Here is a 20,579-nt window from a genome sequence, read left to right on the forward strand (position 1 = left end):
CGCAGACGGCGGGGCCGGGCTGCGTTTTCCTCTTCTGTTCTTTACTAGCGAAACCGCCTGCGCGGACCGCTTTATCGTTGTTTGTATGTTTCCATTGCTGCGTATTCGCGCGTCGTGGCCGGCCCTGCTGGGGGTGGCGGCGCTTATGTCTTTCCAAGGCGACCCGGCCTCTTTCAATAAGCTGAAATCGGGGGTGGAGTACCGGATTTTTCACCTGGAGAATGGTCGCTACGTGCGGCGTCCGGTGCTTCCGCCTACCGGCGACCCAACGTATGCCAGCCGCATCGGCCAGATCATGAGCCTGCACCTGGAATTCCGGTCCGCCAAAGATTCCGTGCTGATGAACTCGCGTAAGCAATCGGCTGGGCAGCCGGCCCGTGTGCCTCTCGACACGGTGCGCAGCGTGCAGCGGGGTGGCCTGGAAGAAGCCGTAGCACTGCTGCAGCCCGGCGACTCGGCCGTGTTCCGCTTCAACGTAGATACCATTTTTGCCAAGTCTTTTGGGCAGCCCGCCCCACCGTTTCTTCGCAAGGCCGGCAAGACCTTCACGGTGCTGGCCAAGGTGGATAAAATCCAGACCAAGGAAGCGGCCATGCAGGAAGTGCAGGAGATGATGCGGCTGGAGCAGGAGAAAGAAAAGCAGCAATCGGCTCAGCAGCTGGTAAAGGAGGATGCCCAGATTCAGGCCTACCTCAAGCAAAACAAGCTAAAGGCGCTCAAGACGCCCGGTGGCGTCTACTATGCTATCACGAAGGCCAGCAAAGGCGTGAAACCCACTGCCGGCCAAACGGTGGCAGTGTTGTACAAAGGCATGCTGCTGGATGGCAAAGTCTTCGATTCGTCGGAGAAGAACGGCGGCAAGCCCATTGAGTTTCCGCTAGGCCAGGGCCGCGTGATTCCGGGCTGGGACCAAGGCATTGCGATGCTCAACAAAGGCTCGAAAGCGGTGTTGCTTATCCCCTCTTCCCTGGCTTACGGAGCCCGGGGAGCCGGCGCCGATATTCCGCCAAATGCTATCCTGCGCTTCGATGTGGAGCTAGTTGATGTAAAGTAAAAGCACGGTTTCACATAATCGGTTTCACTAAAAAGGCCCGCTATGCTCAGCATAGCGGGCCTTTTTAGTGAATTCTGCAACGCCTTACAGCTCTGCCAGCACTTCGGAGAGGACCGACAAGGACCTGATGTCGCCGAGGCGCTCTACATGAAGCTGATAGTAGCGGATGAGCACCCCCAGCAATTCGCGGCGTACGCGACCATTGGGCACAGCGGCCGTAGCTGGCTCACGCATCAGGGCATCGAAATAGGTCTCGAACTCCTGGAAACGCAGGGCAGTAGGCCCGTGCCCAGCTGCTCCGCCCGGCACTTCGGCGGCAAAGGCTACCTGCGAGGTTATCTGCTCCCCGGTTTCAGGGCCAAAGCCCAAGTAATGACTGAGCTGCAGCAGAAACGTGAGGGCGAAGTTCTCGAAGCCTTCCTCCTGTCTGTCGAATGCCAAGATAGAATCGTGCAGGAAGGTGAACATAGGTTCGTTTTCCTCTTCTTCCAGCAGCACCCGACTCGTTATTTCCGATAGCAGCAGGGCAATACTGCTCTTGCGCACATCGTAGGGCAGCGTGCGGAACGGCTCAGCGCACCGGAATTCCGAAAGGCGCGTGATGCCGCCCTGCCGCGAGGTGTAGGCCACCAGATCCAGCATGGTGAAGGGCTGAAACAAGGCAATGCGCCCAGGCGGCTTCGCCTTGCGCACTCCATTCACGATGTAGCTCTGCAGCCCCAGCCGCTCCGTGTACACGCGGGCGATGATGCTGGTTTCGCGGTAGCGGATGAAATTGAGAACGATACCGCGGGTTTTGATTAGCATGCTAGTAAGAGCTGAAGGGCAGAAAGGATACGAGGAAACCGACGGGGTGGCCTAGACGAAATGGAAATTGCTCAACCAGCCGACAACCCATAGCAGGCCGCGTCTCGCAATCAGTCTGAACAAGCAACTGTACTCCTCTCGTTCCCTGAAAACAAGCTTCTAGGCCACTACAGCCTATTTTTCTACCACCGCAATCTTGCTGATGCAGCCGTTTTTCCCCTCCGCATCCGACGACAGTACCAAGTACACCCCCGACTGCACTTTGCGGCCGTTGTAGTCTGTTAGGTTCCAGACCACCGTGCCGCCATTGGCGCGGGTCTGGTACACCAGTTTCCCGGTGACGTCGGTGATTTTGACTAGCCCATTGTTGGCCAGCCCCGATACACCTACCTGCCCGGTGAAATTTGTGCGCACCGGATTGGGAGAAACCTTGGCACATTCAGGCTTGCCTTCCGTGACGGTGGCCGAGCCGCGGTAGGCCACTACGCCCGCATCCGTGGCCACGAATACCTCGCCGGTTTTGTCGTTCACGGCTACATCCACAATCCGGTTGGAGGGTAGCGGACTATTGTCGGTGGTAAAGTGCTCAATAGCGTCGGTGGCGTCTTCGTTGAAGAGCCACAAGCCCCGGTCGGTGCCAAACCATTTGCGGTTGCCGCCATCCACGGCAATGCAGCGTACGGCTTCATCGCGCAGCGCCACAAACCCCGAGCCCTCACCACGGCGCACAAACGGCAGCTGAAAGCTCAGGCCATTGCTGGAGTCGAAGGCCGAAGCGGGGTCGTTGAACACGGCCGGGCCTTTGTCGGTAGCCACCCAGATTTCGCCCTGGCGGTCGGTCACGATATCATAGATAAAGCTGGAAGGCAAACCGTCGCTGTCGGTAAAGCTTCGGAGGCTGCCGCTTTCGGGGTTGTAGGCCACTAACCCATATGTTCCGCCAACGGGCGCACGGGCCCGAGATACCCACACGCCGCCCACTTGGTCCAGGGCAATGCGCTCCAGGTTTTCGCTGCCCGCGAAGTATGGGGTGGTGGTCCAGGTAGTAGTAGCCGGATCGAACACGAACAGGCCAGATGTACCGGCCACCTGGTGCCGGTTCACTACCCACACCTTACCGGCTGCGTCGGCAGTTATGTCCGTTATTCGCGTGTACGTAACGTCGGTTGCGTTGGCACTGCGCAACGGATTGGGAAGCCCCGAAACGGGGTTGAAGAGCCGGAAATTGCCGGGTCCCTTCCATTCCATCACACCATTGCCATAGCTAGCTACATATAGCGTTCCATCGGGGGTGCGGGTGCCGCGCACGGGGTCCAGCAGATTGGGGTACTGCGCACTTGGCAGCGTGGCGCTACTGATGGTAGTCCATTGGCCTTGTGCGTACTCGTAAAAGCCCACCTGGGCCCGCTCCTGCAAATACCGGTCGCCGTAGGCCCCACTGAACACATCTACCGTATTGGTACGCGCATCGGCCAGAATGCTGAATGACTTGGCGCTGCCTGGTGCATTCGTGATGAACTGCTCCGCCTGCTGCCCATCTGCCGTTACTTTCAACAGGCCATTGACAATGTCTGCTACGTAGTAGCTGCCGTCCTTTGCGCGCAACGTGGCGCGGGGGTCCCGAACCAGGGCTGGTCGAAAGGTAGTAGTGACCACACCCGTGCCTGTGTTCAGTAGTGATACTTTCTGGTTATCGGTCACGAGCAGGCCGGCCCGGGAGGAAGTCAGCTGCCGGAACTCCAGGCCAGTAAGCCCCGCTACTCCACGCCAGCCAGCCGTGGGCGTAGCGGGGTTGTAGCTGTACAGTCGGTCGCCATTGATGCCCAGGTAAATAAGGCCGTTGTGCACCCCTACCGACCGAAATGGGTCACCAGGGCGCACTGCAAAATCGGTGGTCCAGGCGCGGTAGTCGAGCAGGTTATCAGTGAGGCGGGCGCGCAGCACGCCTGCGGAGGTAGCAGCCACCAGCACGCCATTGCTGGCCGCCGTGGAATACACCTGCACCACGGTGCCACCCGGCCCAATATTGGTGTACGAGTCCCGGATTTCAAGCTTTACCAGATCTACTGCCACAATCCCGAAGGTGCAGGCCAGGTAGGCCGTCCGGTTGCTGATGCTGATCTGGTTGATGGCCTTCGTGCCCTGGATTTCCTTGCGCACAATATCCCCAATGTTCAGAATGGCACCGTCGGAGAGGCGCAGAATATCGAGGTTTGTGTTGCGGTAGGCCACTACCAGCTGCTGACTAACGGAGTCGTAGGCCACCGCACTGGCGCCTACATCGTGCAATCCGTCGCGGCGGGAGAGCAGCCGGGTGGTGTTCAACACCTTATCGTAGTAGAAAAAAGCATCTTCGGTGGCTACATACACGCGGCTGCCCACATCGGCCAACGACTTGGCCCGGTTGATAGGCAAGTGCAGCTGCCAGTCGCCGAAGCCGGCCGTCGACTGGCCTACGGCAGTTAGGGCTGCCAACAGGAAGACGGCGAGACTCATCACTCCCCGGCACAAGCGTATAAGTTGAGTCATCGGCAGGAAATAATGGCGCAAATAGAATACCAGCAAGGTAACGACGAGGGGCAAGCTTTCATGCAGGGCGAAGCTCCGGTATTCCGGATGAGTCAGCCAGCAATTACGTTCCGCTCAACTAACCCCAACGCAGGCCTAGGAAGCGGAGGCTGATTTGCTAACCGGCTCGCTGGATTTTTCCTTCATGCCTTCCTGAAAGCAATGGCGGCAGCGCGCTTCGTAGACATCGGTTTCGCCTAGCAGAATCTTGTCTTCGGAAGCAGCCATCCGGAAGGAATAAGAAGCAATTTCGCCGCAGCACACGCAAATAGCATGCACTTTCGTCACGAATTCGGCAACCGCCATTAGAGCGGGCATCGGCCCGAAGGGCTTGCCTAGGAAGTCCATATCGAGGCCAGCCACGATGACGCGCGTGCCGCCGTTGGCCAGCTGCACGCATACATCTACCAACGACTCATCGAAGAACTGCGCCTCATCTACACCCACTACATCGCAGCCCCCGGCCAGCAGCAGCATTTCCTGCGCCACCGGCACCGGCGTAGAGCGGATACTGTTGGAGTTGTGCGATACTACATCCTCGGCGTGGTAGCGCGTATCGAGGGCTGGCTTGAAGATTTCGACCCGCTGACGGGCTATTTTGGCACGGTTAAGCCGGCGAATCAGCTCCTCGGTTTTACCCGAAAACATGGAGCCGCACACAACTTCAATCCAGCCCCGGCGCGCAACGCCCGGACCCGTACCAACGCGGGGTTCTATAAACACAAGGCTATCAGTTGTCAGTGGCCAATTGTCAGTTTCCTGACTTGATTCGGAACATCTAAAGTACGGTTTTCGGCGGCTTGCCTCAAAGCTAAGGGTGCCATTTCCCGGGGTAGGCCACTCTTAGGCTCGGTTAAATGCTTTAGTAAATAACTCAGCACAAGCCCGGTAGAACCGCTCAGGTTTTTGGGCGCGTGGGCCGCCTCCTTGTCAGATACCAAGTAGCTACTCCGGGGCGTTGAGGTACCGGACGTGGGGCAACTGCACAGGCTCCGGCACCTGGCCTAGCACGTCGCCGGTGGGCAGGCGCGTCTGGCAGGTGAGGCGCTCGGAGGTCAGCAGCCGGCCCATGGCGCGGTAGCGCAACTCCGCATCGGTGGGTGGCGTTAGGTGTTCGGCTCCCTGTAGTATCCGGAGGCGGCACGTAGTACAGCGTCCTTTAGCGCCGCAGGCGTGCATCCAGTCGTGGCCGGCGGCTTGCAGCGCTGCCAGTAAGGTGGAGCCGGCCGGCACCGAAACCGGGGCCGCAGGCAGATTTTGAACCGTTAGAGTGGGCATCTTTCCCTAAATTGCCCGTTGAATCAGGCTTTCAATGAACAACAAATATAGCCTCGCCAAGCGCGAACAATACGGACGTCTGTTGGCCGCTCTGCTCTGCGACCAGCACTTTGGAGCCCGCCCCACCGCTACGCTCGATGGCCCCGCGGTGCTGCGCTTCACGCCTATCCGGCAGATAAATCTGTTTGTGGTGCAGCGGCTGCTAGGCCAGTGGATGGCCGAAATGGGTAATCTGCGCAGCCCTTATTTCGACTTTGAGGATGCTGAGGTGCGCCAGGCTCTCACGCAGTTCATGAATGTACTCTCGCGCCGCATCAAGCTCAGCCGCCCTGTGTTTGAGCCCCTGCTGGCCGATTCCATCTGCGATACGCTGCTGGGCGCCATTGATCCCGCCGAAACGTTTAGCCGAAAGCTGATGGGCGAACAAACGTCGGCCTCCCCCCAGAAGCTGCGCGAAACCCTGCGCTACCTAGACCTCAATAAGCCGCTCTTCGAAGGCTTCCTAGACACGCTACCCGCTGAGCAGGTGCAGGAGCGCGACTACCTGCTGAGCCGCTTCCGCCTGTATCTGGAGCACGACACTCAGGAGCTGCAGCCGTTATCGGCGTTGGTGCAGGAGTTTAATGCGCTGCTGCCGCTCACCGAGGCTGATTTGTACGAAGAGGGCCCGCCTTCTACGCACCCCGCCGACAAGCCCAAGGAAGCCGAAGAAGCCGCTCCGGCAGAAAAGCCTGCCCCGGCTCCAGCACCCACACCGGCCGCTGTTGCTGAGCCTGCCGCCCCTGCTCCGGTACCAATACCCGTAATAAAGGCTCCCGCCGCTCCAACGGAGCAGCGCGGTACCGCTGCTGAACCAACTTCTGCTACAGCGGTGCCTTTGTATGCCAAGCTTCAGGCGGAGCAGACTTCGGCTCCTTCCTTAAGTGAAACGTTGCGTTCAGAGCGCCCGGCAGCAGCTACTCTGGCTGAGAAAGCACCGAAAGTAGAAACGTTGCGCGAGGCTATTTCCATCAATCAGCGGTTCAGCTTCATCAATGAGCTGTTCAATGGCGAGAACATGGAATACCACGCCGTAATTCAGCACCTCGACACGCTGCCGAACTCCGACTCGGCGAAGCGCTACGTGACCGAGAACCTGGCGGCGCAGTACAATTGGGCCCGTAAGGAAGAGCACGTCAATAAGCTGCTAAAGCTGATTGAGCGCAAATTCGCGTAACCTCACTTCCCGGATTAACAGCCAACCACCGCGCTACAGGTCTTGCTAGGCCAGTAGCGCGGTGTTTTTTTAGTACCGCTCCAAATCCTGCTTGCGGTAGGCATCAATGGCCAGCAGGATGAACAGCAGCGTGGTGAAGGACCACAACGAGGACCCCCCGTAGCTGAAGAACGGCAGTGGAATACCTACCACAGGCGCCAGGCCGATGGTCATGCCGATATTGACGCAGAAGTGGAAGAAGATAATGCTGGCGACGCAGTACCCGTAGGTGCGCCCAAATACCGATTTCTGGCGCTCCGCCACATACAATATCCGGCCCAGCAGCGCCATAAAGAGGATTATCACGACGGTAGTCCCAAGCCAGCCCCACTCCTCTCCTACCGTGCAGAAAATGAAGTCGGTACTTTGCTCAGGTACGAAATCGAACTTCGTCTGCGTGCCCTGCAGGAAACCTTTGCCCGCTAGGCCACCCGAGCCGATGGCAATCTTCGACTGGGTTACGTTCCAGCCTACGCCCAATGGGTCGGCGGAAGGGTTGAGCAGCACTTCAATACGTTTGCGCTGGTGCGGCTGCAGCACGTTGTTGAAAAAGAAATCAACCCCAAATACCATCCCGATTACCACCGCCCACACGGATACCGCCAGCGCCAAATGATGCCGAAACACCCGCGTATTGAAGGCAAAGACCAACCCCAGAATCACAGTAAACGCCCCAATCAGCCAGAGCTTGGGCACCAGCAGCGAAAGGATAAGCACCACGCCGGCCGCGGCCAATACCAGCAGAATAAGCGGCGACATTCCTTCCCTGAAATAGGCCAGCAGAAAGGCACCGAACACCAGCGCCTGGCCGGTTTCATTGGCCGCAATGATGAGCAGCGGCGGTAGCAGCGTGAGGCCCGCCAGTACCAGTTGGTCGCGAAAATTCTGCTGACGCAGATTGATACCGGCCATATACCGCGACACAGCCAGAGCCGTGACGAACTTGGCAAACTCGGCCGGCTGCAGACGCACCGGCCCCAGTTCCAGCCAGGAGCGCGACCCTGCAATAGGCCTAGCAATGAAGGGCGTGACAATGAGCAGCAAAATCATGGCGCCGTAGAGCACGAAGGCAAAAGTGTCGTAGGCCTTGTAATCGACGACCAGCAGCACCACAATCAGCACTAGTGCCGTGCCTACCCACAAAATCTGCTTAAACCAGTTGTAGGCCATCAGCTCCTGAAAGCTGAGGTGACTGAAGGGGTCAGCGGGGGCATCGGGGGAGTAGCTGGCCGCATACACATTCAGCCAGCCCACCCCCACCATGAGCAGGAAGATGAGAACCGTCACCCAGTCGATGCTGCGCGAATATCTGGCCGGAGAAGTGGACATAGGGTAATAGTCAGTATAGGGCCTTATTAGTGTTTGCGGCGGCTGACAAATCGTTCGGCCGGGCCCGGCAGCCACACCTCCCAGCGCTTACGCCAGGGAGCTATGTTGCCCCGCAGGTATTTTTCCATGAGCAACGAAGCCAGCGGTGCGGCAGAGCTGCCGCCAAAACCCGCGTTTTCGATGAACACGGCAATAGCAATTTTGGGGTCTTCGGCGGGCGCGAAAGCGGCGAAGGTCGCGTGGTCGTCGCCGTGAGGGTTTTGCACGGTACCGGTTTTACCGGCTACCGAGATGCCAACATCTAAGAGGCTGGCGTTGCCGCCCGTGCCGCCCCGGCTATCCACTACGGCCTGCATACCCGGAATTATTTCCTCAAAATGAATAGGGTCGACGCCCACCGTGTGGCGCACTGTGTACTGGGGTAGCGGGCCACCCTGCCCGATGCCTTTCACGAAGTGGGGCGTGTAGTACCAGCCCCGGTTGGCAATGGTAGCCATGATATTGGCCATCTGTAGGCCAGTGATACCGATTTCACCCTGCCCAATGCTGAGCGAATACACCGTGCGGAAGTTCCAGCGGTGGAAGCCGTTGCGCTTGTCGTAGAAATCTGGGGAAGGAATAAGTCCTTTCTTCTCCTGCGACAAATCCACGCCCAGCTTCTCGCCCAGCCCGAACTTCATCACCTGCCGGCGCCACTCGCCTAGACCTAGGCGAGCATCCTCGAAGCGGTTATCGGAGCGCCCACGCAACACGGCGGCGCGCATCACCTGGTAGAAATACGGGTTGCAGCTGTTCTTGATGGCCAGGCCTACGTTGCTGGGGTACTCGTGGCGGTGGGTGCAACGCACCAGCTTCCAGTTGCACGGAAAGCCTGTTTGGGGTGTTACTACGCCCATTTGCAGGGCTACCAGCTCATTCACCAGCTTGAAGGTAGAGCCAGGCGGGTATGTAGCCATCAGGGCCCGGTTGAACAGCGGCCGCTCGGGGTTATTGAGCAGCTCCATGTAGCGGTTGCCCATGCCCTTGCCCGAAAGGGTAGCCGGCTCAAACATTGGCGCCGACACAAAGGCCAGGATTTCGCCCGTCTTGGGGTCGATGGCCACTACGGAACCCCGCTTGCCTTGCATCAGCTGTTCGGCGTAGGCCTGTAGGTCAGAATCGATACTTAGGTGCAAGTCTTGGCCGGCCACGGAAAGCGTATCGAATTCCCCGCCCCGGAAAGCGCCTTTCTCGATGCCACGCACGTTTACCATACGGTACTGCACGCCGCGGCGCCCCATCAACTGCTCCTCGTAAAACGACTCCAGACCCGTAATACCGAGAAACTCGCCCGGCATGTATTTGGCGAACTTGGGTTTTTCCAGGAAAGCGGGCGTAATGGCGCCTACGTAGCCCAGGGCGTGGGCCATAGTTGTGGTGTTGTAGGAGCGGGCCATGCGCGCCTTCACGCTGAAACCGGGAAAGTCAATCAGGTTGTCCTGAATGGCCGCCAGCTCCGGTGTGCTCAGGTTTTGCACCAGCGGCGAGGCCTTTACGCGGCTGAAAGCACGCGCTGCCTGCAAACTGGCGCGCACTTCCTCTAGAGGCAACTGCAGCAGTTGGCAAAAACGGACCGTATCAAGCTTTTTCACTTCCCGGGGCACCACCATCAGGTCGTACACAGGCGTGTTCTGCACTAATATCTGGTCCTTACGATCGTAAATCAGGCCGCGGTATGGCGGCTGCACAATTCGCTGGAGTGTGTTGCGGTCGGCAGCCAGCTTGTAGCTACCGTCGAGCACCTGAATGTAAAAGAGGCGTGCTGCAAACAACAGTGCCACGCCCAGGAAAATGGCATGGACCACGTATTTGCGGCCTTCAAGGTATTGCAAAGCGGTGGATTCTGAGAAGTAAGCACTTACGGCCCATCGGCCGGATTAGCAAAGGTACAACGAATGCCAGCGTCTGCCAGTGTATAGCGGCAGAAAGAGTGCAAGAGGATCTGGCTGCTAGGCCACCCTAACAGCAGCGGCCTTACTTGTGCAAACAGCAGGACCAAACAGGAGTTCAGCGCGCCGCAGAATTTACGCACCCGCTTATAGGCAAGCCGGAAAGTGGCCTAGCGACTCCGACGGCGTGTTGGAAAGAAAACGAGCTGAATAATCAGGAACACCAGGCCTGTATACAGCGTGCTCACCAGTATTTTGGCCAGCGTGAGGCCCAGGGCCTGAAAGCTTCCTAGCTCCAGCAGAAAAAAGGCGGCATGGTGTATCCCGATGAGCAAGAGCAGATACACCATAACCCATTGCGCGCCCATCTGATGAATATTCACAGAATCCTGCGCGTCGTAGCCATCACGGGGCGTGAGCAGGCGCAGCACCCAGGGGCGAAGGTAGGCCACCAGTACCGCTGCCGCTGCGTGTACGCCTCCTGAGTCGAAGAATACGTCCATCATGTAGCCCAGGCCAAAGCCAAGCAGCAGCTGCACCACGATGGGAGTACTAATGGGCAGAAACAGCAGAAAACCCAGGTAGAAAAAACACCAGCCTAGGTTGAACAGCACAAAATCGGGCCCGCTGATGAGCAGCAGGTAGAGACCCGCGTACAGAAAGAAGCGCAGAATCTGCACCAGAAGGGTTCCTACTCCACTCATGGCTGATTCTCGATTTCGGGTTTCATACCAGCACGGGCTTCTACGGTGTCGCGCTCAATTTTCGGCCGGCTACTGACTACATATACGTAGGTCAGGTTGGTGAAATTCACGGCCAGCCGCACCTTTATCGTCCAGAAATTCTTATCTGGCTCTTTTACAAACGATTCAATGGTGCCTACCATCACGCCTTCGGGAAATACCGCGTTGTAGCCGGAAGTCACGACGGTATCGCCGCGCACCAGCTTGTTCTGGCGCGGAATGTTGTCGAGCAGTACGTATGCGGGGTCTTCGCCCAGCCACCGGATGGTGCCAATGGTACCATCGCGCTGAATGCGGGCTGATATGGTGGTTTTGGAGTGCAGAACAGAGGTGAGGGTAGAGTAATGCTCACTCGTGACCAACACGCGGCCTACTACCCCCGCTGCCGCTACTACGCCCATGCCAGGCTTCACGCCATCCATGGCGCCCACATTCAGGGTGAGGAAGTTGTCGACCCGGCGCTGGGTGCTGCTTACTACACGTGCCGGAATCAGCGGGTAATCTGGGTCACGGGTAGGAATTTGGCGCAGGCCCAGCAGTAACGAGTCGGGCCGGCCCAGGGTGGCCAGCCGGGCCTGCGTGAGGCTGTCTTTGCTTACCGGCAACGAGTCGGCTTGCCGGGCACTCAGGTCAGGCTTATAGAGTTGCTGCCGAAGCAGCGCGTTCTCCTTTACCAGTTCATGGTTCACCTCCACCAGCCGGAAGTAATCATAGATGCGAGAGCGCAAGTCCAGCACCTGGCCTACATAGCTATTGGCCGAGTTGTAGAAGGCTGCCCGTTGATAGGCACTGTTGCGCACCAGCAGAAACAAGCTCAACACTTCCAGCAGCGCAAACACGAGGATACCTCGGAAGCGGAACAGAAAGGCGAACAGGTTACTCATGGAAGAAGCTAGGAGTTAGAAGTGAGAAGTGAGGAGCCGGAAGGTAGAATGACAAACAGTCTCATTCTAGCTCCTAGCTCCTCACTTCCAGCTTCTATAAAATATTACGTCAGCAGCACTCCGCGGAAGCCCACGATGTTTTTGATGGCTGCACCCGTGCCGCGCACCACAGCACGCAGAGGATCTTCGGCGATGTGGATAGGCAGCTTGGTTTTCACGGCCAGGCGTTTGTCTAGGCCACGTAGCAAGGCGCCACCGCCGGTCAGATGAATACCGTTTTCGTAGATATCGGCCGACAGCTCAGGCGGGCTGATTTCCAGCGCCTTCAAGACAGCTTCTTCGATTTTGGCTACCGATTTATCCAAGGCAATGGCAATTTCTGCCGAGGTCACTTTGATTACTTTCGGAATACCGGTCATCAGGTCGCGGCCGCGTACCTCAAAATCGGGCGGCGTTACTTCCAGCTCAGTGAGAGCCGCGCCTACTTCAATTTTGATGCGCTCGGCGCTACGCTCCCCAATCAGCAGGTTGTGCTGGCGGCGCATGTAGTCGAGAATATCCTGGTTGAATACGTCGCCGGCCGTCTTGATAGACTGGTCGCAAACGATACCCGACAGTGCGATTACGGCAATTTCCGTGGTGCCACCTCCAATGTCGATAATCATCGAACCCACGGGCTGCTCCACATCGATGCCGATACCGATGGCGGCGGCCATGGGCTCCTGAATCATCCAGACTTCTTTGGCGCCGGCGTGCTCAGCGGAGTCGCGTACGGCGCGCTTTTCCACTTCCGTGATGCCCGACGGGATGCAGATGACCATGCGGTGCGAGGGCTGGAACAGCCGGTTGCGCGTGTCAATCATCTTGATCATGCCCTTGATCATTTCCTCGGCGGCGTGGAAATCGGCAATAACGCCATCCTTCAAAGGGCGAATGGTTTTGATGTTGTCGTGGGTCTTTTCGTGCATCTGCTGCGCTTGCCGGCCCACGGCAATTACCTTATTCGTAGTACGATCTTTTGCGATGATGCTCGGCTCATCCACCACGATTTTATCGTTGTGAATGATGAGCGTGTTGGCCGTGCCCAGGTCAATGGCAATGTCGCTGGTCAGAAAATTAAAGAAACCCATCGAGTAACGGCAAGTAAATTGAGAACGGGCTAATTGCGCCCGTCAAAAGTGGGGGCAAAAGTAAGCAAGTTTCGGCGAAGCCCGACATATGGCCGCGTCATTATCGGATGACGCGCTGGCTAGGCCAGTCCACAAACCGGGCGGCTTGCAACAAGGTGCCGCTCCCAACGCGCAGAATGGCTATTCATTGCAGAACCCACAAAAAATCATTCCCGCATCTTACACACAAAATCCGCCCCTGTCGCCAAGCCGGCGTCAGAGACGGATTCATAGTCAATCAGTTATACTCTTCCTGAAAACAAGTGGCCTAGCGATGATGTGTGCATTGCTAGGCCACTGGTGTTGCTTAGTGTTTGAAGTGGCGCACACCGGTCATGACCATAGCCATGCCCAGTTTGTCGCAGGCCGCAATGCTGTCGGCATCCTTGATGGAGCCACCGGGCTGCACCACGGCCCGAATGCCCGCTTCACCGGCAATTTTCACGCAGTCGGGGAAAGGGAAGAACGCGTCGGAAGCCATTACGGCGCCTTTGAGGTCGAAGCCGAAGGAGTGGGCTTTCTCGATGGCCTGCTTCAGGGCATCGACCCGCGAGGTCTGGCCTACGCCGGATGCCAGCAGCTGTCCGGCCCGCGCCAGCACAATGGTATTGCTCTTGGTGTGCTTGCAGACTTTGAGGGCAAACTCCAGCGCAGCCACCTCCTCTGCCGTGGGGGCCGATTGAGTAACCGTCCGGAACTCGTTGGCGCCTTCCATCGCGCGGTCGAAGTCCTGCTCGATGAGGCCATTGAGCAACGTTTTCACTTGCTTGGCGGGGAAAGCCACCGGCTTTTGGCGGAGCAGAATGCGATTTTTCTTGCTTTGCAGAATCGGTAGGGCATCAGCGGCAAACTCGGGAGCAATCAGTACCTCGAAGAAGAGCTTGCTCAGCTCCTCCGCCGTTGCCATATCCACGGGTTGGTTCACGATGATCACGCCGCCGAAGGCCGAAATCGGGTCACAGGCTAGGGCGTTCAGGTAGGCCTCTTTCAGCGTCTCGGCCTGAGCTACCCCGCAGGCATTGGTGTGCTTGAGGATGGCACAGGCGGCGGGGCCGCCGGCAAATTCCTGCATCAGGAGCACGGCGGCGTCCACATCCACAAGATTATTATAGCTGAGCTGTTTGCCGTGGAGCTGCTCGAAAAGGGCCGTCAGGTCGCCGTAAAAGGTACCCGCCTGGTGCGGGTTTTCGCCGTAGCGCAACGGCGTGGCGGGCTTCTCACTCAGCTTCAGTACGGCACTGCTCAGCTCCGTGCCCTGCGCCATGTAGCGGAAAATCTGGGTGTCGTAGTGCGAGGTTGTTTCGAAGGCGGCGGCGGCGTAATGGCGGCGGTCTTCGAGGTCGGTAGCGCAGTTTTTGGCCGCCAAAAGCTCCGTAACGGCCGCGTATTGGTCGCGGCTGCTCACCACCAGCACGTCGCGGAAGTTCTTGGCCGCTGCGCGCAGGAGTGAGATACCGCCGATGTCAATCTTCTCAATCACGTCCTGCTCAGCGGCGCCGGAAGCTACGGTTTCCTCGAACGGGTACAGATCCACAATCACCAAATCAATGGGCGGAATCTGGTGCTGCTCGGCTTCGGCCAGGTCGCTGGCTTCGTGGCGACGGTGCAGAATACCACCAAATACGGTGGGGTGCAGGGTTTTCACACGCCCTCCAAACACGGCCGGAAAGCCCGTCAGGGTTTCTACAGCCGTAACCGCGGCACCCTGCTCTTCAATAAACTGCTGCGTGCCGCCCGTAGAATACATCGTGACGCCGTGCTGCTGGAGCAGTGCTACCAATGGGCCCAAACGGTCTTTGTAATAAACAGAAATGAGGGCGGAACGAATGGGCTGCGAGGACATAGCAAACGGGCTTGAGTGAAAAGCGAAATGCGCTGCGAAGGTAGGCACACCCCAGGCGCGCTGCCACCCAAGCGTGTTACGGAATTGTTACGCCCTAGTATGTCGGCCCTCAGCAAGGCTCCCGAGAGACGCTGTCAGCCTTCATTTTTCATCCCCAGAAAAAACCAAAGGCTGCGCTTATCTGGTTGTGTACACTCTGCGTATATGCGCTAAGCAAGCTCAACTTTGAGGCATGAGCTACTTACCTGTTTCTACTTAGCAGCCGGCTTGTGTAGCTGGCATCACCCGTTTCTTGTTTTGTATGCCCGTGCCCGAAATTTTTGCCAGCACTGTTGGTAGTGCTTCTTCTGCCTCTCTTAAAAAGCCGTCCTTACAACACCCTCCCCTCCCGTCGGGCAAGGCGGCGGAAGAAGCTGCCGCTGCACTGGCACCGCGCCTGTTTGCCCAAGCCCCCCACTCCGACCAGGAAGGCGGATTTCCGACGGAAGAGTTTGGCTGGCTTCGCGAAACCGGCTTATTGACCGCTGCTTTACCCATTGAATTGGGCGGTAGTGGCCTAGGCGAGCCGGCGCAGGCCCTGTCGTTGCTGCGGACGCTGCGGCATATTGGTCGGGGCAACTTGGCCGTAGGCCGGGTATTTGAGGGCCACGTAAATGCCTTATTGCTGATGCAGCGGTTTGGACGCCCGCAGCAAGTCGCTCACTGGGCCGAAATGGCCCAGAAAGGCCATCTGTTCGGTGTTTGGAATACGGAAGCGCACGATGGAGTTACGCTCGAACCGCTGGAGAATGGCCGCTACCGTCTGCAGGGCAGCAAAACCTTTGGCTCCGGGGCTGGCCACGTCACTAGGCCACTACTGACGGCTAAGCTGCCCGATGGCGGCTGGCAAATGCTGATTCTGCCCGCTACCGAGCAGACGCCTGCCTTGGATGCCTCCTTCTGGCGGCCATTGGGCATGCGCGCTACCGCCAGCTTCCGGGTTGATTTCACTGGTCTGGAAGTGGGCTCCGATGACCTGCTAGGCCACCCCGGCGACTACTACCGCCAGCCGTGGTTCAGTGGGGGCGCCACGCGGTTTGCGGCAGTACAGCTGGGAGCCGCCGAAGCCATTTTCGATGAGACCAGACGCTTTCTCAATGCCTTGGGCCGCACCGATGACCCCTATCAGCGCCAGCGGCTGGGCGAAATGGCCTTACTGGTAGAAAGCGGCAACCATTGGCTTCAGGCCGCGGCTACGCACGAGGCCCGGGCAGCCGACACTCCCAATCCGGAAGCCAGCGTAGCGCATGCCAACATGGTCCGTACGGCCATTGAGGAAATTTGCCTGCGCGTGTTGCCGCTGGCGGAGCGCTGCGTGGGAGCCCGCGGACTGCTGCGCCCAGAGCCCTTCGAGCGCCTGCACCGCGACCTGACGCACTACCTGCGCCAGCCAGCCCCTGACGCTGCCCAAGCCGATGTCGGGCGCTTTGCCTTACAGAATCCGCAGCTTGCTTACCGCCTGTGGCATGAGTAGTACGTCAGCAGGTTCCTCTACTTTGTTCGCCGAGCTGCCCACTCGCCCTCCGGAAGCGGCAGCGGCTTTGGGCCCAACGGTGGTTATTGCGCCCCACCCCGACGATGAATCGCTGGGCTGTGGCGGGCTGCTGACCTTGCTCCGGCAAGCAGGCTTGCCGGCCTGGTGCGTGCTCGTGAGCGACGGTAGCATGTCGCATCCACATTCCCAAAAGTTTCCGGCCGCTGCTCGCCAGGCACTGCGCGAGCAGGAGCTGCGGGAGGCTCTGGCTTTGCTAGGCCTGCCTGATGATGCCCTGCTTCCCCTGGGCCTCCCCGACGGCAGCGTGCCCATGCCTGACACGGAAAGCGGGGCCGTTGCAGTAGAACGGCTTACCGAGTTTCTCCGCACTACCAGGCCGCAAACGGTGCTGGTGCCCTGGCGGCGCGACCCTCACCCCGATCATCGGGCCACTTACCAGTTGGTGCAGGCAGCGCTAGGCCAGTTACCTCAACCCGTGCTCCTGCTCGAATACGTGGTGTGGGCCTGGGAACGGGCCGCTCCCGCCGATTTGCCACAACTCGGTGAAGCCCAGGGCTGGCAGCTGGATATTACGCCGGTGCTGGCACAAAAGCAGCGGGCCATTGCGGCGCACCGCTCGCAGCTAGCCGGTGGGCCGATTGATGATGACCCCACCGGCTTTACGTTGGCACCTTCCATGCTGGCGCATTTTTCTAGGCCAGTGGAAGTATTTTATGAGAGTGAGCCTCGTATGATGAGTCGTTAGCCGGATGCTTTTCTCCGCCCTGTTCTACTGTACGCGCTATGCAGACCAACCCAAACCAGCCCAATACACTGCCTCCTGACTATTTCGATGCCGTTTACCGCGCCAATGAGGATCCGTGGAACTTCGAAACCAGCCAATATGAGCACGAAAAATACGCGGCTACTCTAGCAGCCCTTCCGCGCCCGCACTACGCTGATGCTTTCGAAATTGGCTGCTCCCTAGGTGTCCTGACGCAGCAGCTAGCCCCCCGTTGCGGACACCTGCTGGCCGTGGATGTGGCACAGGCCGCCCTCGATAAAGCCCGCCAGCGCTGCGCCGCGCTGCCGCAAGTTGAGCTGCAGCTTATGCGCATACCCGAAGAATTTCCTGCGGCACGACAATTTGATCTGATTCTGGTGTCGGAAGTAGGCTACTACTGGAGCCCCGAGGATTTGCAGCGCTCCACCGACCTTATGCTGGAAGCGTTACGCCCCGGTGGGCAGCTGCTCTTGGTGCATTGGACGCCTCCCGTGCACGACTACCCCCTCACTGGTGATGATGTGCACGAATTTTTCCTGGCAAAAGCAGGTCCAACAGGTTCACTGCGCCATATAAGCGGCCAGCGGCAGGAAACTTATCGGCTTGATCTGTTCGAGCGAATATAAGCTTCACTGCAGGGCCTGCCGGCTTGCGGCTTTATAACAGGCTGATGACTGGACCCTAGGCTGCTTGTTGGCTGATCCGCAGCTCGTAGGCCGCTAACTCGCGACGAAGGCAGGCAATGGCTTCACTTAGTGGCAACGGGGGCCAATAACCGCGCGGCACGCTGTACTCCTCCCAGCGCGCCAGCACCCACTGCCACAAGTGCCCAAAGGTGCTACTGTTGCACAGCTGGTGCTCCAACGCCCGTACAGACAGGCCTAGCTGCTTACTCAACAGGGGCAGCGTAGATGCTGATGCGCCTTGCCACAAGCGGCGCGTCAGGCCCCGAATCTGCCACTCTGCTACCAGGCGCGCAGGGTTATCTACCAGCGGTTCCTGCTTCGCTTCGTGCAACGTGGCCCATTGCCGTAGCTGCCACGAGAGGCCTACCGCTACCCTTCCCTGCTGCCGGTTGGAGGTATACACCCGCACTTCCGGACTGTGGCGCAGGCACAAATCATGGCGAAGCAGGGCTTGGTAAAGAGCCTCATCTTCGAGATACGGCACTATGGGCAAGCCACCTACGCGGCGGTACGCCTTGGGCGTGAGGGCAAAACTAGCTCCAAAATGCTGATGGTGGCGGGGCCATGGGTCGGTGGCTACCGGGTCCAGAAGGGCTTCGAGGCGCACGCGTAGCAGGTGGTACGTGGCATCCTGCAGCTGTCTTCTGCGCACGGGGCAGTACGCCACGGTGTCCGTCAGAATGCGGCCGCCCACGGCGTCGGCGCCCTGCGCGAGGGCAGCTTGCGTGGCGGCCAACCATGTGGGTGCCACCCGGGTATCGGCGTCGGTGCTGGCAATAAAGCTTCCGGGGGTTTCTACCTGCTCTAGTCGGCGGCAGGCTTCATCCATCAGCAGGCGCCGGGCTTTGCCTACATGCGCTTCCTGAGGCGGCAGAGTCAGTTCCAGAATATGGAGAGCCAGCGTAGGATGCTGACGACCGAACTGCCGGGCTACCTCGGCCGTGGCATCGTGGCAATTGTTGGCCAGCACCACTATTTCATACAAGCCATGGTCAAGCGGCAGGCCCTCGAGGGTGGTTTGGGCCGCGAGGGCCGCTAAGGTAGCAGGCAGGTTTTCTGCTTCGTCTTTGGCAGGAATAATAACGACAGCCTGAAGCCCAGGCTTGGGCAGAACGGGTACTCTCACCCAATCAGTGAGCAAGGCAGCAGCCGTATTTTCCTGGACGGCATGGAACAGCGAGGGAAGGGCGGAATTCACAGCACTTTCTACGCAACCAGCAGCCAGAAGTCACACACAATTTCTATTGATGCCGCAATTTTTATGCTTTTTTTAAGACATGAGGTTATTCCTCAGGTTGCCCGGCCCTTTCGTGTTAGCTGAACGCTGCCTGTGAAGGAGTACAAACAGTGAGCTATTGATACAAAAAAGCGCCTCCCCCGTAAGGAGAAGGCGCTTTAAAAGCATCAGCTCAGGCCGACTAAAAAGCCTCGCCCACAGCGAAGATAATTCCGGAGTTTCCACCCGACCCGACGCCATAATCGAGGCGTATGTTTAGCCGGTCGCGGCGGTTGAAGCGGAAGCGGGCTCCTAGGCCACCCGCTACTTTGGTGTCGCTGAAAGTATAGTCGCCGAGGCGTGGCGCCACCTGGCCTACCGCGCCAAATACGACGCCATCAATCCGCCAGAAAAGCTTCTGCCGGATTTCAGCCTGCGCCGTAGTGAACTGACGGTCGCGGTACTGGGCCTCGTAAATACCACGCATCAGGTACGCATTGTTGTAGAGTGAGCCGCCCAGCGTGGCACCCATGCCGCCCAGCTCCCGGAACGGCACTTTGCCCGTATGGTATTGCCCCATAAACTGCAGGGCCAAAATGGTATTGTTTGATCCAAACAGCGGATTAAAATGCCGCGCGTCCACCATGTATCGCGTGAACTTATAATCGCTGCCGAGCGCACCGCCATTGAACAGCATGTGGGCATCCAAGAAGTTGCCGGTGTAAGTAGCCAGCAGGTTGTCGCGGCCATCGTACAAAATGGCCGGACCGATACCGGAAGTCGTGTATCCCTCCCGTTGGGTGGCTGGGATATTGAAGTATTGTGTGGCAGGATTATTAACCGGGTCCTGAGGGTCCTTCAGCTCTACCTTACCTAGGTCGGTGAGTCGGTACCGAATCCCGACAAACAGGTTGGGCACTACCTTGGCCAGCACCTTTTCATCAAATACCCACAGCGGGTACTTAATCTGGGTTTCATCTGCTTTGCGCGTATTATTCCCGATGCCGTAGTAGTTGAATACCAGATCGTAGTAGCTCAGCTCGCCCGAGAGGTAGAATTTCTCCTCCGGCGTAAAAATGGTGTGCGTGAGCTGCACGGTAGTTTGCTTTTTCTGCGAAATCCAGGCAATAAGACGGGCATTGGACTTGCGCACCATCGTATCCGTCCCGAAGCGCCATACAGGCAGAATGGCTAGGCCACCTGCCGCACCCGTTTCCTGCTGGTAAAAGGCAATTGGCACCGGGATGAAGCTGGGCTTATTGGGGTCGGAAGGTGTGAGCTTTCTGGCCGATGAAGGCGCCAGCGCCCGGTTGAGTCCTACAGGAGCCCCCGGTAATGCGGCTTCATCGGGTGTGGTGGTTGGTGCGGTTACTACAGCCGAGACCAGTAGTGCTGCAGAGTCGGCAGTTGTTGCAGGAACCGATTGTGCCAGAGCGGCGGGAGCAGCTAGCGTGCTTAGTGCTAGCAGCGGGTAAAGAAAGCGCATACGTGGATGGCTAGAGGACAAAGGATGGATTAATAT

17 protein-coding genes are annotated in these 20,579 nt (G+C 58.4%); 5 read left to right on the forward strand and 12 right to left on the reverse strand.

Annotated features, from left to right (window positions below; all coding sequences use genetic code 11):
• The first annotated feature begins 85 nt into the window (after positions 1-85).
• Complete coding sequence (locus CFT68_RS11635; RefSeq protein WP_088843578.1) at positions 86-1,054, forward strand: FKBP-type peptidyl-prolyl cis-trans isomerase; 969 nt, start codon at positions 86-88, stop codon at positions 1,052-1,054.
• Positions 1,055-1,138: 84 nt separating this feature from the next.
• On the opposite strand, the gene recO is transcribed toward CFT68_RS11635, so the two are convergent.
• The 4 genes from recO to CFT68_RS11655 form a co-directional block, all read right to left on the reverse strand.
• Positions 1,139-1,861, reverse strand: a complete 723-nt coding sequence (gene recO / locus CFT68_RS11640; RefSeq protein WP_088843579.1) for a DNA repair protein RecO — start codon at positions 1,859-1,861, stop codon at positions 1,139-1,141.
• 174 nt (positions 1,862-2,035) lie between these two features.
• On the reverse strand, positions 2,036-4,357 hold the full coding sequence (gene porZ / locus CFT68_RS11645; RefSeq protein ID WP_170934770.1) for a type IX secretion system anionic LPS delivery protein PorZ: 2,322 nt from the start codon (positions 4,355-4,357) through the stop codon (positions 2,036-2,038).
• Between the two features lie 168 nt (positions 4,358-4,525).
• Positions 4,526-5,152 (reverse strand): thymidine kinase, encoded by a 627-nt coding sequence (locus CFT68_RS11650; protein WP_088843581.1) that lies wholly within the window; start codon positions 5,150-5,152, stop codon positions 4,526-4,528.
• 222 nt (positions 5,153-5,374) lie between these two features.
• Positions 5,375-5,707 carry a 2Fe-2S iron-sulfur cluster-binding protein gene (locus CFT68_RS11655; RefSeq protein WP_088843582.1) on the reverse strand — a complete coding sequence of 111 codons (333 nt, stop codon included), beginning with the start codon at positions 5,705-5,707 and terminating at the stop codon, positions 5,375-5,377.
• 34 nt (positions 5,708-5,741) lie between these two features.
• Here CFT68_RS11655 and CFT68_RS21520 point away from each other — a divergent pair, with 34 nt between their 5' ends.
• Positions 5,742-6,923: a hypothetical protein gene (locus tag CFT68_RS21520; RefSeq protein ID WP_141106533.1), complete on the forward strand. Its 1,182-nt coding sequence runs from the start codon at positions 5,742-5,744 to the stop codon at positions 6,921-6,923.
• 69 nt (positions 6,924-6,992) lie between these two features.
• Here CFT68_RS21520 and rodA read toward each other — a convergent pair whose 3' ends face one another.
• The 6 genes from rodA to purH form a co-directional block, all read right to left on the reverse strand.
• The gene (rodA, locus tag CFT68_RS11675; RefSeq protein ID WP_088843586.1) at positions 6,993-8,291 is read right to left on the reverse strand and encodes a rod shape-determining protein RodA; all 1,299 of its coding nucleotides are present in this window, start codon (positions 8,289-8,291) and stop codon (positions 6,993-6,995) included.
• 26 nt (positions 8,292-8,317) lie between these two features.
• Positions 8,318-10,162 (reverse strand): penicillin-binding protein 2, encoded by a 1,845-nt coding sequence (mrdA, locus tag CFT68_RS11680; RefSeq protein WP_088843587.1) that lies wholly within the window; start codon positions 10,160-10,162, stop codon positions 8,318-8,320.
• A gap of 227 nt (positions 10,163-10,389) precedes the next feature.
• Complete coding sequence (locus tag CFT68_RS11685) at positions 10,390-10,923, reverse strand: hypothetical protein (RefSeq protein WP_088843588.1); 534 nt, start codon at positions 10,921-10,923, stop codon at positions 10,390-10,392.
• On the reverse strand, positions 10,920-11,846 hold the full coding sequence (gene mreC / locus CFT68_RS11690) for a rod shape-determining protein MreC (protein WP_088843589.1): 927 nt from the start codon (positions 11,844-11,846) through the stop codon (positions 10,920-10,922). Before mreC ends, CFT68_RS11685 begins: the two co-directional genes overlap by 4 nt.
• A gap of 104 nt (positions 11,847-11,950) precedes the next feature.
• A complete protein-coding gene (locus tag CFT68_RS11695; RefSeq protein ID WP_088843590.1) occupies positions 11,951-12,976 on the reverse strand; it encodes a rod shape-determining protein in 1,026 nt (341 codons plus the stop codon).
• Positions 12,977-13,322: 346 nt separating this feature from the next.
• Positions 13,323-14,858, reverse strand: a complete 1,536-nt coding sequence (gene purH, locus CFT68_RS11700; protein WP_088843591.1) for a bifunctional phosphoribosylaminoimidazolecarboxamide formyltransferase/IMP cyclohydrolase — start codon at positions 14,856-14,858, stop codon at positions 13,323-13,325.
• A 301-nt stretch (positions 14,859-15,159) separates the two neighbouring features.
• Here purH and CFT68_RS11705 point away from each other — a divergent pair, with 301 nt between their 5' ends.
• From CFT68_RS11705 to CFT68_RS11715, 3 genes are read left to right on the forward strand one after another with little or no spacing between them, the layout of a single operon-like run.
• A complete protein-coding gene (locus CFT68_RS11705; RefSeq protein WP_088843592.1) occupies positions 15,160-16,371 on the forward strand; it encodes an acyl-CoA dehydrogenase family protein in 1,212 nt (403 codons plus the stop codon).
• Positions 16,364-17,137 carry a PIG-L deacetylase family protein gene (locus CFT68_RS11710; protein WP_088843593.1) on the forward strand — a complete coding sequence of 258 codons (774 nt, stop codon included), beginning with the start codon at positions 16,364-16,366 and terminating at the stop codon, positions 17,135-17,137. The genes CFT68_RS11705 and CFT68_RS11710 overlap by 8 nt, the downstream gene beginning before the upstream one ends.
• 38 nt (positions 17,138-17,175) lie before the next feature.
• Complete coding sequence (locus CFT68_RS11715; RefSeq protein ID WP_088843594.1) at positions 17,176-17,781, forward strand: class I SAM-dependent DNA methyltransferase; 606 nt, start codon at positions 17,176-17,178, stop codon at positions 17,779-17,781.
• Between the two features lie 55 nt (positions 17,782-17,836).
• Here CFT68_RS11715 and CFT68_RS11720 read toward each other — a convergent pair whose 3' ends face one another.
• Positions 17,837-19,039 (reverse strand): glycosyltransferase, encoded by a 1,203-nt coding sequence (locus CFT68_RS11720; protein WP_170934771.1) that lies wholly within the window; start codon positions 19,037-19,039, stop codon positions 17,837-17,839.
• Positions 19,040-19,259: 220 nt separating this feature from the next.
• The gene (locus tag CFT68_RS11725) at positions 19,260-20,543 is read right to left on the reverse strand and encodes a BamA/TamA family outer membrane protein (RefSeq protein WP_088843596.1); all 1,284 of its coding nucleotides are present in this window, start codon (positions 20,541-20,543) and stop codon (positions 19,260-19,262) included.
• Positions 20,544-20,579: the final 36 nt, after the last annotated feature.

It is taken from the genome of Hymenobacter gelipurpurascens (assembly GCF_900187375.1).
Taxonomy (GTDB): domain Bacteria; phylum Bacteroidota; class Bacteroidia; order Cytophagales; family Hymenobacteraceae; genus Hymenobacter; species Hymenobacter gelipurpurascens.